Below are 13,974 nucleotides of genomic sequence, written 5' to 3' on the forward strand. Positions count from 1 at the left end.
GTGGAGTGGTCAATCTCGTCCAGATGACCATCGGTGGCCACCTGTCTCCACGGCTCCCCACACCAGCAAGATCACGATCTACGGCTGGAGTACTAACCCGCGAAAGGTCTTGAAAGCCGTCGTGGCAGCGATGTCACCGTGGGTTCAAATCCCACACCCACCGCAGGTGAATGGCCCCTGACCAGGTAACTCGGTCAGGGGCCATTCCCGTAAGCGTTGTCCGTCAGCGACCGCTGTTCCCCGCTGTTTCCCGACCGAACGGGCACGGGAAGGACACGGCCCCTTCTGGTCTGTTCTAGAACGCCGCAGCAGCCAGTGCCCCGACACCAACGATCATGAACACGCCTCCGAGCACCCGGCACGTGGTGGCACTCCCGGGCCATGATCGGTACGCGTAGGACATGGACTGAAGCCGCTCAGCGGCGCCCCAAACATTGGTCGCCAGGATTCCCCCGCCGACCAGCACGAAAACTCCCCAGGTCAACTCGAACAGGTAACTGGTCACGCCACGAGGATAGCCGCGCGGTCGGTGTAGCGGCCTTGGGCTGGAGCTGCCATGGGGCGAGAGATCATGGCCCCTTACGCCGGCCGCGAATCGGGCTGGCTCCTCGCCTGCGGGCAGGGACAAGCCTGCCCGAGTTGCGGGCCAGGGTACGGCCCCCTGACCATGCCCGATCCCAACCCGAGCAGGACACCGGCCAAAGCCGCTCCGGCCGCGTGCTCCGGCTCGCCACCCACTCATCACCCACGATCGCATCCGTCGCCTGTGCACCCTGCAACCTTCTCCACTTGCCAACTGAGCTATTAGTGAGTGGAGTTGGAGCCAGCTCGAACGCGAGCACGACAACAACCCCGGTACCACGGGGGCCCAGCCCCCTTCCCTGCCAGGCGGGGGCGCACCAGCAGGGCGTCTTGAAGCGGCGTCAGGCCAGGGCCGGTAGCGGTTGTTCCGGCGAATCGAGCCAGGCGGTTTACCCTTCCGCAGTCACGGTGAGCCCGAACCGCTCCGCGAGTAAAGGTCTTGTGGCTCGGCTCGGCTCCAAAGGCCGCCGTAGTCCGGCTGGGGTTCGCCTTCGCACGGTACGGTCAGACGTACTGCCTGACCCATGTCTCGCCGTCTGCCGCCGCGGCAGCCAGGCGGAGGGCTCCACGGGCGACGACCAGTTCGGGGTCGTTGATGCGGTCGACGGCGCAGGCGTCCCATAGTTCGGGGAGCGAGTGAGTACGGGCCGTGGCCAAAGCAGCGTCCCAATAGCCTGGGTAGCCGAGTGTGCCGCCTGCGGCCCGGAGGGTGTCCGGGTTGAGGATGTTCACCAGCGTGGCCATTGCCAGCCCAAACGACTCACCGGCCGCGTCCACGATGTCGCGGACGGAGCTATCCCCGGCGGCGAGCGCGGCATGGACTTGTGCGGGGCTAAGGCCCGTAGCACGAACGATGGCTGCGCCACCGGCCAGTTCGTCGAGTCGGAGGATGCCCTGGGGCGTCGGCACAGGCATGTAGCCGATTTCGCCGGCCCATCCGCGGGAACCGCGCACCACTCTTCCCTGATGCAGGTACGCCGACCCCACGGCGGTTCCGCAGAGCAGGACTGCGACGGTTGGGGACTCCGCGAGCCCTGCCGCCTCCTCCGCCAGGGCGCTGCGGATGTCGTTGACCAGGATGTGGGGGGTGCCATTGGCGGCCGGGCCCCGCCACCCATTCAGCTTGGGGAGGACATCACAGACGGTTACGTGTCCCTCTTTGACGAGCCCGGGGACCGCGACACCCACGTAGGAGGGAGTCAATTGGTGTTCGGCGAGGAACCTCTGGATGGCAGCCTCGATCTCGTCGGGAGTTGTTGCGGCCCCAGTGGCGAGGCGGCGGATCAAAGGTTCGTCATGACCAGTCCTTTGAGCGACCATGAGCAGCTTGGTTCCACCGATGTCGATCCCTATTGTTGAGTGCGTCATCGCCTGCCTCCGCATACGTAGAAGCTGAAGCGCCACCCCATCGACCGTCAATCCGATCTCGTGAGACCGGTTGGCAAATGGATCACGTGAGACGCCGGGTGGTGGGACGGCCGCCCCACCGGTAGTGCTTGGTGGAGCGACGGATGAGCATGCGGAGCGTGGCGAATGCGGCGGCGACGTAGAGGTAGTAGTCCGCACAAAGAGCCTCACGCGGTGAAGTGCGGGATCAACCGGCTGAAACGCCACAGGTCCGTGGCGACCAGGTACGACTGTGAGGATGACCGGGTACCGCCTCGGGCGGCGGTCTGGCCCGAGGTACGACTGGCGTTGCTGCCTTGAGCTTGATCTGCCGACCGCTGTCTGAGGCGGTGCGTGCTGGTCGCGGCCATCAACGAGTGGCTGCAACCGGCACCGCACCACTGCCTACAGAGTGATCCAGTAGCGGCGCTTGATGCCCGCGCTGGTTGTGCGTACGTCCTCCAGGACGCCACCGTTGCCTTCGATGCTGCGTGCCGATCCGATGTTGTCGTCGTCGCAAGTGACGAGGACCCTGTCCAAGCCGAGCGTACGGGCCTCGGGCAGAACCGCCCCGAGGGCCCACGTTGCCAAGCCGCGTCTCCGGAAGGAGGGCCGGACGCTGTAGCCGATGTGCCCGCCCACATCGAGCAGAAAGACGTTCAGGTAGTGCCGCAGATCAATGGCCCCCAGATAGCTGTCGCCCTCGGTGATCCACCAATGAGTGGCGTGGACGCGATCTTCTCCCACGGCAACCGACCTGTCCGACTGCTGCTGCAGTCGCTCGACCCACGCCGAGAAAACTTCGCGGCTGTCGAGGTCGGCGTCAGGCGCGAGACGCAAGCCCGTCCCGTCCTGGTGGGCACCTGGAGACCACTCGTCACGCGCCGCGAGCCATGAGGATTGCAATCGGCCTGTGGGTGCGATCAATTCAGGCATGCGGGCGACGCTAGCACTCGTTCGTCCCTCGTGGATCACGTGTTTTGCGCTTGTCCGGGCCCAGGACTGCTCGCCGCCACACCGCGTGGGCATGTTCATAAACGGCCTTGATCCACTTTCGCAACAGCCCCTCTAGTTACTACCCTTGGCCGGTCGGCCGGGCACGCCGTCAGCCGGACAGTGCCGTGTAGACCATCGCCCCCACCCAGCCGAAGCCCGCCAGCGCGGACAGGATGAGCACGGCCGTCAGGGTGCGCTCGACGGGGTGGGTGGTGGTCTCGGTGGCGCTGTGCGTCGTCTGTGTCGTCATGCGAGGGAGCATGCCGATCAGAGTCGGCTCATGACATCCGCTCAGGTACTCAGTTCCCCTACTCAGCTCTCCGACTCAGTTCTCCGACTCAGTTCTCCGGCCCGGATGCCTGAGTAGCTTCCTCCAGTGCGCGCCGGCAGAGCCGGTCGGCCCGGCGCGTGGTCTCGGGGAGCCGGTAGCGGGACGCGAGGTGGAGGGTGTGCGCACAGGCGTTGTCGAGTGTCGTGCGGTGGCCGACGGAGACGAAGACCGGCTTGACTCCGTCCTGGGTGCGCAACGCCCGGCCGACCTCCTCGCCGTCGTCGGCGAGCAGCGGGGCGAAGTCACCGCGGTGCGGGCCGAGTTCGCCGTAACTGAAGACGAAGGGGTTCTTGGCGACGCCGATCACCGGCAGCTCGGTCAGTACGCCGAGGTGGGAGGCGAGTCCGAAGCGGCGGGGGTGGGCCAGGCCGTAGCCGTCGCAGACGACCAGACCGGGGTCTGTCGTGAGGGATTCCAGGGCGGCCAGCACGGTCGGGATCTCCCGGAAGGCGAGGAGACCCGGGACGTACGGGAAGGCGACCCGGCCGACCGCCGTGGCCTCCTCGACGACGGTGAGCGTCGCGGAGTCCAGGACGACGGCCGCCGCCGCGACGACATCGTGCTCGTCGTCGTACGCCACATCGACGCCCGTCACCAGGCCGGTGGCAACCGGCGGCCCCGCCTCGTCCAGAACGACCCGCGTGCGCAGTTCGTCCTGGACGGCCAGGGCCGCGGTCTCGTCGGCGGGCCAGGCGGGGGGCGTCTCGATGATCTTCATGGTGCCGCCCAGCCTACGGCCCGGTCGGTCCGGCACCAGGGCCTGATCGCGATTCCCGCCTGGCGTAGCCTGGCGATCATGTTCGTACTGGAATTGACCTACACCGCACCCGTCGAGCGTGTCGACGAGCTGCTCGAGGCACATGTGGAGTGGCTGGACGCGATGTACGAGGAGGGCGTGTTCATCGCCTCCGGCCGCAAGAACCCGCGCGACGGCGGCGTGATCCTGGCCGTCGGGGACGACCGCGCGCGGATCGAGACGATCGCGGCGGCCGACCCCTTCACGGTCGGCGGCGTGTGCGCGTACCGGATCACGGAGTTCATCGCGACCAAGACCGCGCCCGAACTCGCCCCGTACCGTCAGCAGCTGCCCTCGTAGGACCGCGGTGCCACGGTTCGGCTAGAACTCCAGCCGCGCGACCCGGCCCTTCTCGCCCGAGGCCCAGCAGCCGAGGTCGGGTGTGCAGTCGACCGTGTCGTACGAACCGGTGTCGACGGTGCGCCAGCTGCGGCCGCCGTCCACCGTCAGATCCGTGCCGGTCGGGCCGACGGCGAGCGCCGCCGACCGGCTGTGCGGCAGCCAGGCAATGCCCGAACGGTACGCCGGCGGCGGTGTCTTGGACTGCTGCCAGCTGCGCCCGCCGTCCCGGCTGACCGCGCCGGCGCTCGGGGATGCCTGGTCGGCGCGGTAGTCGCCGCCGACCGCGATGCCGTGGGTGCGGTCATGGAAGGCGAGCGCGAAGACTCCACGCGCCGGATCCCCGGCGGGGATGGTCGATTCGGCGACGGTCCAGTGCAGACCGCGGTCTGCGGAGTGCAGTACACGCGCCGTGGCGCCACCGCCGGTCGCCAGCCACACGTCCTTGCTCCCCGAACTGACCAGGCACTGGCCGCTGGCGGCGAAGGCCGCCTCGCCCGGCAGCGCCGCCGGCATCCCGGTGTTCGGCAGCACCTTCCATGACCTGCCGCCGTCGCCGGTCGACAGGATGCGGTACTTGCCGTCCACCGGGTCGCTCATGGCGAGGCCGTGCCGGCTGTCGAAGAAGGTGACGCAGTCGTAGAAGGCCTTCGCATCGGTGTTGCGGAAGGACTCGGTCCAGCTCGATCCGCCGTCCTCCGTACGGAAGACCCGGGACGCCTCGCCCTCGCCGATGGCCAGCACCACCGCGCGACGGCCGTCGAAGGCCTCGATGTCGCGGAACTCCAGCTCGCCCGCCCCGGCCGGAGAGACGTTCTGCCAGCTGCGGCCGCCGTCCGCGGTACGCAGCACGGTGCCCTTCGAGCCGGCGACCCACGCGGCCTTCCGGCTGACGGCCGCCAGGCCCCGGAACCGTGCATTCGTACCGGTGTCCTTGAGGCTCCAGCTCGGCCCCCTGCCGTCTGTACCTTCTGCCGTAGCACTGCCCGATGGCTGGGCCGCCTGCGCCGGCGCGGCCAGGGCCGCGGCCAACGCCGCGGCACACAGTCCCATCGACACCGTTCGTCTCGTCTTCCCCATGGACGTCATGGCGCTGGAAGCTAGCCCACGAGCCGTACCCCGTCCAGGGTGCGGCGGACGGCGCGGGTTCCTGGGCTGAGCTCATGTCCCAGCCCAAGGAGTACGAGGGCCGGGAGGTCACCGTCATCTTCGAGTCACGGCGCTGTCTGCACGCGGCCGAGCGCGTACGCGGTCTCCCGCACGTCTTCGACCTGTACGGCCGGCCCTGGGTGCAGCCCGACGGCGCCGCCGCCGACCGGGTCGCCGAGGTCGTACGACGCTGTCCGTCCGGCGCCCTGCAGTACCGGCTCGCCGACGGCTCGGCCGAGGAGCCGGACCGGCCGACCACCGTGACCCGCTCCCTCGCCGGTCAGCTGGCGATACGCGGCGATCTCGACATCCGCACGGCCTACGGCGACCGTCACGAGACGCGGGTGATGCTCTGCGGCTGCGGCGCGAGCGGCAATCAGCCGTACTGCGACCATTCGGGGCTCTGCGCCGAACGGTGACGACGTGACGCGGTGACGCGGTGACGCGGTGACGCGGACACGGTGACGGAGGTCACGTTCCCTTCCGATGCACGCAATCGCTCGTTCTGCCGTCTCTCCCGGTGTCAGGGAGACGTCAGCGAGCCGCGCACGAAGGAGCAGGCCTTGTCCACCGTCATCGAGCAGGCCGTGCAGGCCCGCCTGGTCGCCTCGGCACCCCAGATGGAGTCTGTTCCGGCCACACTGCGTTACGACCGCGAGGATCCCTTCGCCGTGCAGATGGCCTTCCCGCCGCCGGCGACGCTGGAGGGCAACGAGGTGTCGTGGGCCTTCTCGCGTGACCTGCTCGCGGCGGGTGTCGACGGACCGGCCGGCCTCGGCGACGTACGCGTCAGGCCGTTCGGCTACGACCGTACGGTGGTGGAGTTCCGCGCACCCGAGGGCATCGCCATGGTGCACATCCGCACCAGCGAGGTGCGCCGCTTCCTCAAGCGCGCCCAGGGCATGGTCCCCACCGGCTGCGAGCACCTCTATCTGGACCTCGACCACAATCTCGCCGAGCTGCTGCGCGACGCCTGCTGACGCCCGGCGCCGTGGCCGGCCGGATCCCGGCGTCACCCTGCCGGCGAGCAGAGGTGTCAGCTGCCGCCGGAGGCGCCCGCTGCGGACGCCGACGTCACCTCGAAGATCACCGCGTCCCGTACCTCCTGGATGACGTTCCTCAGCGTGGGAGCGGCCGCACCGCTGCGTTCCGTCAGCGCCTCGATCCGGTCCTTGTGGCGCTTGCGCTCATCTGCGGTGGCGAGGGTGCGCACTTCTGCCGCGGCCGCGAGTGCGACGAGGGCGGCGTCGCGGTCGGAGATCTCGGCCACCGGCACCGGACCTCCGAGCACAGCCCGCGTCTCCTCGCGCAGCGACTTCACCACGTCAGCACGGTCGAGTTCGTACTGCGCGGCGGAGAAGAGGCCGAGCAGCCGCCCGCGTCTCCTGCGCAAGTAGCCGGCTCCGGCCAGCTGCTTACGGACGGCTTCGAGGGTGTATGTGGCGTGGTGCGTCACCCACCTCTTCCATGTGCGGGGCCTGGACTCCTCGACGAGTTCCAGCAGTTCGTCGAGCACCGGGTCACCGGTGAGGTTGTCGCCGACGGGCCGGGCAACGCCGTCGGCTTCGGCGAGCATGCCGCGCTGGGCCAGCTCGGTGAGCGCCCCGGCCCGTACGAGAGGGGCGAGGCAGGAAGTGCCGGTGGGCGTCATCCGCTCGGTGTCCCAGGACAGGAGATAGAGCCGGGCGGCGAGCGAGAGCGATCCGTTGGGCACGGGCGGAGCCTCCTTGTCCCGGTGCTGTCCCGGTCGGTCCCGGGCGGTCGCGCAGGTCCCGATCACGATAATTCGTTGACAGCGCCCGAGCGTCTTCGTACGGTGTATAGCGGTCCTGTTGTCGCCGATTGGAGTAGGACGTTGCTCGTCTGAGGTCCTGAGACACCGTGCGGTACAGCTGCTTCAAGCATGCTGCGCGCATCGCGTGCGACCTCGGCGCTCGAGCCGTCCTCCCCGACCGGGACCTTTCTCGTGTTCCCGGCGATCGTCGCCCGTATTCCGGTGTCTCCACCCGTTGCCCTTGCCACTTCCACGCAACCGGGAGACCCGTATGTCTACTTTTCCCACCCACATCACCTGCTCCTCGCTCACCTTCGCCTGGCCGGACGGCACCGGGGTCTTCGACGACTTCCAGCTGGCGGTCGGCCCGGGCCGGACCGGCCTCATCGGCCTCAACGGATCCGGAAAATCAACGCTGTTGAAGCTGATCTCCGGTGAACTCACGCCGTCGGGCGGAGCAGTACGCACCGCGGGCGAGATCGGCCGGCTACCGCAGAACCTGGTGCTGGACACCGCTCTGCGAGTGGACGAGGTGCTGGGCATCGCCACCACGCGCGCCGCGCTGCACGCCATCGAGGCGGGTGATCCGAGCGAGGAGAATTTCACAGCGGTCGGCGACGACTGGGACGTCGAGGAGCGGGCGCGCGCCACCCTCGACCAGCTCGGTCTCGGCCATATCGGACTCGACCGCACCATCGGCGAGGTCTCGGGCGGCGAGGGCGTACTGCTGCGGCTGGCCGCACTTCTGCTGGCCGGACCGGATGTCCTGCTGCTCGACGAGCCGACCAACAACCTCGATCTGTACGCACGTCGGCGGCTGTACGACGCGGTCGCCACCTGGTCCGGCGTACTGGTCGTGGTCAGCCACGACCGTGAACTTCTGGAACTGGTCGACCAGATCGCCGATCTGCGTGACGGGGAGGTCAATTGGTACGGCGGAAACTTCACGGCGTACGAGGAGACGCTCGCCGTCGAGCAGGAGGCCGCGGAGCGCATGGTGCGTGTTGCCGAGGCCGACGTACAGCGGCAGAAGCGTGAACTGGCCGACGCCCACATCAAGTTGGCCCGCCGTAAGCGGTACGGGCAGAAGATGTGGGACTCCAAGCGCGAGCCGAAGATCGTTATGGGGGCGCGCAAACGCGCGGCCCAGGAGTCGGCCGGCAAACACCGCATCATGCACACCGAGAAGCTCGACGAGGCGAAGGAGCGGCTCGACGAGGCCGTGGACGCGGTCCGCGACGACGACGAGATCCGTATCGAGCTGCCGTTCACCAAGGTCCATCCGGGCCGTGGTGTGCTGCGGCTGAACGAACTGACGCTGCGTTATGGGGCAGAGGTGAAAGGCGAGTTCGAGGTACGCGGCCCCGAACGGATCGCGCTGGTCGGGCGCAACGGAGCGGGCAAGACCACTCTGTTGCGTACGATCACCGGCGATCTGGAGCCGGTCGCCGGCGAGGCGGTGGCCGAGGTCCCGCTCCGTTTTCTGCCGCAGCGGCTCGACGTGCTCGACGACGGGCTGAGCGTAGTGGAGAACGTGGCGCGGTTCGCGCCCGATGCGACCAACAACCGGATCAGGGCGCGGCTGGCCCGCTTCCTGTTCCGCGGCGCCCGTGCCGACCAGCCGGCCGGCACGCTCTCGGGCGGAGAGCGGTTCCGTGCGGCACTCGCCGCGCTGCTGCTCGCCGAGCCGGCGCCGCAGCTGCTGATGCTCGACGAGCCGACGAACAACCTGGACATGGCGAGCGTACGGAGGCTGACGGCGGCGCTGGAGTCGTACGAGGGAGCGCTGATCGTGGCGAGTCACGATGTGCCGTTCCTGGAGTCGATCGGCATCACGCGCTGGCTGCTGCTGGACGGTGAGCTCCGTGACATCACCGCGGACGAGGTACGGGACGGGGGCTTCCGATGACGTGAGCGCGATGCGCCTGATGTGAGCGTGATGCGCCTGGATCGTTGGCGATGCGTGGTTCCCCGGCCGGCCGGGATTCCGGACAGAAAATGTCCGGAATCCCGGTTGGTGCCAGGTCTCCTGCGGAGAACATCGTCATCGCCGGTGCGCGCGCAGCCGGGCGGCACGGCCGCAAAGACCCGGCGCCACCGGCAACGCCCGCTCCCACGGGCGGCCCACCGGGGATTCCATCGCCCCGGGACGGCGGGCCATGATGGGCGCGACCAGACCCCGGACAGACCTGGAGAGCGCTCGTGCCCAGCAGGAAAGCCCTGATCCGTCGCCCCAGCCCGCGCCTCGCCGAGGGCCTGGTCACCCATATCGAGCGGACCACGGTCGACGCCGCACTGGCGCTCGAGCAGTGGGAGACATACGCCGAGACGCTGCGCGAACACGGCTGGGAGACCGTCGAGACAGAGCCGGCCGACGACTGCCCGGACGGCGTCTTCATCGAGGACACGGTGGTCATGTACCGCAATGTCGCGCTGATCGCCCGCCCCGGAGCCGAGTCCCGCAGGCCGGAGACGGCGGCCGTCGAGGAGACGCTGGCACGGCTCGGTTGCTCGGTGAACTGGGTCTGGGAGCCCGGCACCCTCGACGGCGGCGATGTCCTGAAGATCGGCGACACGATCTACGTGGGCCACGGCGGGCGTACGAACGCGGCAGGGGTGCAACAGCTGCGCGCCGCCTTCGAGCCGCTCGGCGCACGTGTCGTGGCCGTGCCGGTGAGCAAGGTGCTGCATCTGAAGTCCGCGGTGACCGCGCTGCCGGACTCCACCGTCATCGGATACCCGCCGCTGGTGGACACCCCTACGGTCTTCCCGCGGCATCTCCCGGTGCCGGAGGAGTCGGGTGCGCATGTGGTGCTGCTCGGCGGCGGAAAGCTGCTGATGGCGGCGAGCGCGCCGAAGTCGGCGGAACTGTTCACGGACCTCGGCTACGAGCCGGTCACGGTGGACATCAGCGAGTTCGAGAAGCTCGAAGGGTGCGTGACTTGCCTCTCCGTACGCCTCCGCGACCTGTACGCATAACTGAACGTAATAGGAGATCTCCCTACCGGGCTTGGCCGAAGGCTTACTGCCGCCTTAACCTACGGTCTCGTAACCTACGAATCCGTAGGTAACTCTCCCGTCCCCAGGAGCACCCGTGACGATCACCTCTCCCCACCTCGGCAGTTCGGAAGCGTGGACCGACGCCCGACTGCTGTTCGCGCTGGAGGAGGTGGTGGAGAAGGAACTCAACCGCCATCTCAAGGTCGCCAAGGACTGGATGCCGCACGAGTACGTCCCGTTCACCGACGGTCGCAACTTCCCCGGTTACTTCGAGGACGGCCAGGCCTGGGAGCCTGAGCAGTCCAAGGTCACCGACATCGGCAAGATCGCGCTGGTCGTGAACCTCCTGACCGAGGACAACCTCCCCAGCTACCACCACGAGATCGCCTCGCTCTTCGGCCGCGACGGCGCCTGGGGCACCTGGGTGCACCGCTGGACCGCGGAGGAGGGCCGGCACGGCATCGTGATGCGCGACTACCTGCTCACCTCGCGCGCCGTCGACCCGGACAAGCTGGAGCAGTTCCGGATGGCGCACATGGCGGAGGGCTTCGAGTCCGACAACCGCCACTCGATGCTGCACTCGGTGGCGTACGTCGCCTTCCAGGAGCTCGCGACCCGCGTCTCGCACCGCAACACCGGCCACGAGTCGGGCGACCCTGTCTGCGACCGGATGCTGGCGCGTATCGCCACCGACGAGAACCTGCACATGGTCTTCTACCGCAATCTGCTGGGCGCGGCCTTCGAGCTCGCCCCGGATCTGACCATGCAGGCCGTGCGCGATGTCGTCGTCAACTTCCGGATGCCGGGACATGGCATGCCGGGCTTCGAACGGGCCGCGGCGCAGATGGCGATCGGCGAGATCTACAACATGCGGATCCACCACGACGACGTCCTGCAGCCGGTGCTGCGCTTCCTGAAGGTGCTGGACATCGACGGGCTGGGCCCGGAGGGCCTCAAGGCGCAGGAGGAGCTGGGCCTGTACATGGGCGGGCTGGACTCCGAGGCGACCAAGTTCGACGAGAAGCTGGCGGCGCGCAAGGCGCGGATGGCAGCGCGGGCGGCGGGCTGACCGTCCGGGCGCCGTTCCGGCCGTCTGAGCATCCCGGCTGACCGGCCCTCCCGGCCGTTCGGGCGCCGTCCCGGCTATTCGTACGTCGTCACCGTGCGCATGGCCGCATCGCGCACGTCCGCGTCCGCGTCCGCATGGCGACGCAGTTTCCGTAGCTGCACCCGCCACGGCTCGGCCCAGGACGTGCGCGAGCCGCCGGCCGAGGTGACCGTCACGGCGAAGAGCCCTTCGGCGCGACCGCCGGCTCGGCGAGCCAGTCCGGGTCCGCGAGCCGACCCACTCGGCGTCCCCGCCCACAGCGGCCGCGACGACGGCGAGCCCGCGTTCGTAGGGACCGCGCTGATCGAGCTCGGCCAGCAGCGACCGCAACTCCGTACGACGCATCTCCCCGGCGCGCACGACAAGTTCACGCATGCGGAGCCGATACGGGAGTGGGTCGAGCGCGTCCAGGAGGCGGTCCGTGTCGCGTCGGCGAGGGTGGGCCGTGCGCGAAGTCTGCCTGCTGAGAAGCGGTGAACCGTACTGAATGGCCGAGCTGTACGGAATATCGGGCCCGTGATCGACGGACCTCCACCGGGGCCGCGCCCGAGCTGATCGTCACAGCGGGTGTGCCGTCGCCGCGAGCGCGACGAGGGGTGGAGGGGGCGGGGCGGCTGGAGTCGAACCAGCGTGTTCCGGTTTTGGAGACCGGCGCGTCTGCCTCTGCGCTACGACCCCACCCACCGGTCCCGTGCGGTGGTCCCGCGCGGTGGTCCGCGCGGCGGTCCCGGCCGGATTCGAACCGGCGTATCCGCCCTGACAAGGCGGGGCGCCTGCTTCTGCGCTACGTCCGGGCATTGGCGGCGATCTTAGCCGCTCGCCTTGCCCGGGGCGTCAGCGCCCCGTGACCCCCGTCACCCGTCACCCGTCACCCGTCACCCGTCACCCGTCAGAGTGACGTGGTTTATCCAGGTTTGGCGTTGATCTGCAAAGGTGGTCAGCCATGGAATCCGATCTTCAGGTGAACACCGACCAGTTGGGCCGTTTCGCCACTGCGCTGAGTCGCTCGCTGACCTCACTCAGCGAGGCGAGAAGGGCGCTGGAGCACGTACGGGCCGCCCAGTTGGGCACGAAGGAGCTGGACGAGGCGTGCGACGGCTTCCAGGGGCGGTGGAAGTACGGGGCGGACCAACTGAGCGCGAGGATCAGGACGGTGCACGTCGGAGTGAAGCTGAGCCGCGAGGGCTACGCCCAGGTCAACAAGGCGATCGAGTCGGCGTTCAGGGCGGTGGATTCGCGTGCCTGAGTACCCGCATCTGGGCTGGAACCCGGTCCCGGGAAGCCCCTCGGCGATCGCCGCACTCCAGACGAAGCTCAGCACGTCGGCAACGGCACTGGGCACCGCGCACCGCCTGGTCGACCAGTTGCTCGGCGAGAGCGCGTACTGGCGCGGCGAGGCGGCGGACGCGTTCCGGGAGGCGCTGGACGGGGACTTGCCGCGGCACTTGAAGAACGCGCACCGGTCCGTGTCCAAGGCGGCGTCGAAACTGCGGAGGTGGCACGACGATCTGGTGGGCTACCAGGCGACGGCGAAGAAGTACGACACGCGGGCGAAGCTCGAACAGGCGGCGCTGACGCAGGCGGAGACCCAGCGCGAGCGCGTCCGGACGGCGCCGGACCTGCCGGAGTCGGATCTGACGGCGGCGACGGCCGCGGTGACGAAGGCACGGGAGGCGCTTGAGTCGGTGCGAAGGCTGGCGCGGGAGCTGGAGGAGACGCACAGGGTGGAGGCGGGGCGGATCGCGAAGGCGCTCAACGAGGCGACGGACAAGCTCGCGCCGCAGGAGCCGGGTGTTCTGGACTCTGTCCTGAAGTGGGTGGACGAGGACCTCGGTGACGTCCTGTCCGACGTTTCCGCCGCCGCCGGTTTCGCGGCGTTGGTGATCGGCCCGTTCTTCCCACCCGTCGGACTGGCGCTGCTGTTCGTGGCAACCGGTGCCAGCATCGGCGCCCTCGCTCTTCACCTGACGGATTCAAGGGTTCAGAAGTCCTTGAAGAACGGGTTCACGAAAGGGGAGTTCGATGCCGACTTCTGGGACAGCGCCGTGACCTTGACCGGCGATGCACTCGGCGCCGTACCGGGCGTGGCAGCAGTGGCGCATGGGGCCAAGGCGGCTTCGACCGCCTCTCACGCAGCAACTGCCTTCGCCGATGCCGGAGCTCTCGCAGCGGCGCGCGCCGGCTCACACGGCTTCCCCCATGGCGCCTGGGACGCGATGGACGGGATGCGCCAGGTGGAAAACCCACTCACGGATTGGGCCTTGCGGAGAACACCTTCTGCGGTCCAGGAGACAGTGAAATACACCCTCTCGGGGACAGGCGCGGTCACAGCCGCCAGTCATCTGCCTGTGTTCGATGACAACGAAGCCGCCGCCGGCTGCGCGACTGCAGTCGACGGCGCCCGCGCAGTCCTCGACGACGCACCCGGCTCCGCAGCAAAGGCAGCCCACGCATGGGCATCACTGGCCAGCTAGACACGACCGTAAGGCAGTTCTCATGCCCAATGGACCCAT

16 protein-coding genes, 1 tRNA gene and 1 pseudogene are annotated in these 13,974 nt (G+C 68.7%); 9 read left to right on the top strand and 9 right to left on the bottom strand.

Annotated features, from left to right (window positions below):
• Nucleotides 1–295 precede the first annotated feature (295 nt).
• The 6 genes and pseudogenes from AB0D12_RS36865 to AB0D12_RS36890 all read right to left on the bottom strand — a co-directional run bounded on the left by AB0D12_RS36865 (nt 296) and on the right by AB0D12_RS36890 (nt 4,013).
• Nucleotides 296–505: a hypothetical protein gene (locus tag AB0D12_RS36865; RefSeq protein ID WP_362693168.1), complete on the bottom strand. Its 210-nt coding sequence runs from the start codon at nt 503–505 to the stop codon at nt 296–298.
• A 581-nt stretch (nt 506–1,086) separates the two neighbouring features.
• Nucleotides 1,087–1,950, bottom strand: a complete 864-nt coding sequence (locus AB0D12_RS36870) for an ROK family protein (RefSeq protein WP_362693171.1) — start codon at nt 1,948–1,950, stop codon at nt 1,087–1,089.
• 82 nt (nt 1,951–2,032) lie between these two features.
• Nucleotides 2,033–2,143: pseudogene (locus AB0D12_RS36875) on the bottom strand (IS5/IS1182 family transposase); the annotation flags it as partial.
• Nucleotides 2,144–2,373: 230 nt separating this feature from the next.
• Nucleotides 2,374–2,808: a GNAT family N-acetyltransferase gene (locus AB0D12_RS36880; RefSeq protein WP_362693174.1), complete on the bottom strand. Its 435-nt coding sequence runs from the start codon at nt 2,806–2,808 to the stop codon at nt 2,374–2,376.
• 265 nt (nt 2,809–3,073) lie between these two features.
• Entirely contained in the window at nt 3,074–3,214 is a 141-nt protein-coding gene (locus tag AB0D12_RS36885; protein ID WP_327327246.1) for a hypothetical protein, read from the bottom strand.
• 88 nt (nt 3,215–3,302) lie between these two features.
• Complete coding sequence (locus tag AB0D12_RS36890; RefSeq protein WP_362693177.1) at nt 3,303–4,013, bottom strand: endonuclease V; 711 nt, start codon at nt 4,011–4,013, stop codon at nt 3,303–3,305.
• 78 nt (nt 4,014–4,091) lie between these two features.
• On the opposite strand from AB0D12_RS36890, the gene AB0D12_RS36895 reads away from it, so the two are divergent.
• Entirely contained in the window at nt 4,092–4,391 is a 300-nt protein-coding gene (locus AB0D12_RS36895) for a YciI family protein (protein WP_327327244.1), read from the top strand.
• Between the two features lie 21 nt (nt 4,392–4,412).
• Here the strand turns inward: AB0D12_RS36895 and AB0D12_RS36900 are convergent, their stop codons facing one another.
• Nucleotides 4,413–5,519, bottom strand: coding sequence for an oxidoreductase (locus AB0D12_RS36900; protein WP_362693180.1), 1,107 nt, complete (start codon nt 5,517–5,519; stop codon nt 4,413–4,415).
• Between the two features lie 74 nt (nt 5,520–5,593).
• Here AB0D12_RS36900 and AB0D12_RS36905 point away from each other — a divergent pair, with 74 nt between their 5' ends.
• Nucleotides 5,594–5,998: a (4Fe-4S)-binding protein gene (locus AB0D12_RS36905; RefSeq protein WP_362693182.1), complete on the top strand. Its 405-nt coding sequence runs from the start codon at nt 5,594–5,596 to the stop codon at nt 5,996–5,998.
• A gap of 144 nt (nt 5,999–6,142) precedes the next feature.
• Nucleotides 6,143–6,559 carry an SsgA family sporulation/cell division regulator gene (locus AB0D12_RS36910; protein ID WP_362693185.1) on the top strand — a complete coding sequence of 139 codons (417 nt, stop codon included), beginning with the start codon at nt 6,143–6,145 and terminating at the stop codon, nt 6,557–6,559.
• A 56-nt stretch (nt 6,560–6,615) separates the two neighbouring features.
• Here the strand turns inward: AB0D12_RS36910 and AB0D12_RS36915 are convergent, their stop codons facing one another.
• Entirely contained in the window at nt 6,616–7,293 is a 678-nt protein-coding gene (locus AB0D12_RS36915) for a GPP34 family phosphoprotein (protein WP_362693188.1), read from the bottom strand.
• Between the two features lie 331 nt (nt 7,294–7,624).
• On the opposite strand from AB0D12_RS36915, the gene AB0D12_RS36920 reads away from it, so the two are divergent.
• From AB0D12_RS36920 to AB0D12_RS36935, 4 genes are all read left to right on the top strand, one after another.
• Nucleotides 7,625–9,262: an ABC-F family ATP-binding cassette domain-containing protein gene (locus tag AB0D12_RS36920; protein WP_362693191.1), complete on the top strand. Its 1,638-nt coding sequence runs from the start codon at nt 7,625–7,627 to the stop codon at nt 9,260–9,262.
• A 293-nt stretch (nt 9,263–9,555) separates the two neighbouring features.
• The gene (gene ddaH, locus AB0D12_RS36925) at nt 9,556–10,332 is read left to right on the top strand and encodes a dimethylargininase (RefSeq protein ID WP_362693194.1); all 777 of its coding nucleotides are present in this window, start codon (nt 9,556–9,558) and stop codon (nt 10,330–10,332) included.
• Between the two features lie 115 nt (nt 10,333–10,447).
• Nucleotides 10,448–11,422 carry an acyl-ACP desaturase gene (locus AB0D12_RS36930; protein ID WP_362693197.1) on the top strand — a complete coding sequence of 325 codons (975 nt, stop codon included), beginning with the start codon at nt 10,448–10,450 and terminating at the stop codon, nt 11,420–11,422.
• 99 nt (nt 11,423–11,521) lie between these two features.
• A complete protein-coding gene (locus AB0D12_RS36935) occupies nt 11,522–11,938 on the top strand; it encodes a hypothetical protein (protein WP_362693199.1) in 417 nt (138 codons plus the stop codon).
• Nucleotides 11,939–12,062: 124 nt separating this feature from the next.
• On the opposite strand, the gene AB0D12_RS36940 is transcribed toward AB0D12_RS36935, so the two are convergent.
• Nucleotides 12,063–12,139 (bottom strand) — tRNA-Trp (locus AB0D12_RS36940).
• A 265-nt stretch (nt 12,140–12,404) separates the two neighbouring features.
• On the opposite strand from AB0D12_RS36940, the gene AB0D12_RS36945 reads away from it, so the two are divergent.
• The gene (locus AB0D12_RS36945; protein WP_362693202.1) at nt 12,405–12,707 is read left to right on the top strand and encodes a hypothetical protein; all 303 of its coding nucleotides are present in this window, start codon (nt 12,405–12,407) and stop codon (nt 12,705–12,707) included.
• Complete coding sequence (locus AB0D12_RS36950) at nt 12,700–13,935, top strand: hypothetical protein (protein ID WP_362693205.1); 1,236 nt, start codon at nt 12,700–12,702, stop codon at nt 13,933–13,935. The genes AB0D12_RS36945 and AB0D12_RS36950 overlap by 8 nt, the downstream gene beginning before the upstream one ends.
• Nucleotides 13,936–13,974: the final 39 nt, after the last annotated feature.

Origin of the sequence: Streptomyces sp. NPDC048479, from assembly GCF_040651435.1 — a bacterium.
Lineage (GTDB): Bacteria > Actinomycetota > Actinomycetes > Streptomycetales > Streptomycetaceae > Streptomyces.

Coding starts and splice junctions, on each gene's coding strand:
- AB0D12_RS36870 (WP_362693171.1), bottom strand. CDS start 1,950: ATGACGCACTCAACAATAGGGATCGACATCGGTGGAACCAAGCTGCTC.
- AB0D12_RS36895 (WP_327327244.1), top strand. CDS start 4,092: ATGTTCGTACTGGAATTGACCTACACCGCACCCGTCGAGCGTGTCGAC.
- AB0D12_RS36885 (WP_327327246.1), bottom strand. CDS start 3,214: ATGACGACACAGACGACGCACAGCGCCACCGAGACCACCACCCACCCC.
- AB0D12_RS36905 (WP_362693182.1), top strand. CDS start 5,594: ATGTCCCAGCCCAAGGAGTACGAGGGCCGGGAGGTCACCGTCATCTTC.
- AB0D12_RS36935 (WP_362693199.1), top strand. CDS start 11,522: ATGGCCGCATCGCGCACGTCCGCGTCCGCGTCCGCATGGCGACGCAGT.
- AB0D12_RS36890 (WP_362693177.1), bottom strand. CDS start 4,013: ATGAAGATCATCGAGACGCCCCCCGCCTGGCCCGCCGACGAGACCGCG.
- AB0D12_RS36945 (WP_362693202.1), top strand. CDS start 12,405: ATGGAATCCGATCTTCAGGTGAACACCGACCAGTTGGGCCGTTTCGCC.
- AB0D12_RS36920 (WP_362693191.1), top strand. CDS start 7,625: ATGTCTACTTTTCCCACCCACATCACCTGCTCCTCGCTCACCTTCGCC.
- AB0D12_RS36900 (WP_362693180.1), bottom strand. CDS start 5,519: ATGACGTCCATGGGGAAGACGAGACGAACGGTGTCGATGGGACTGTGT.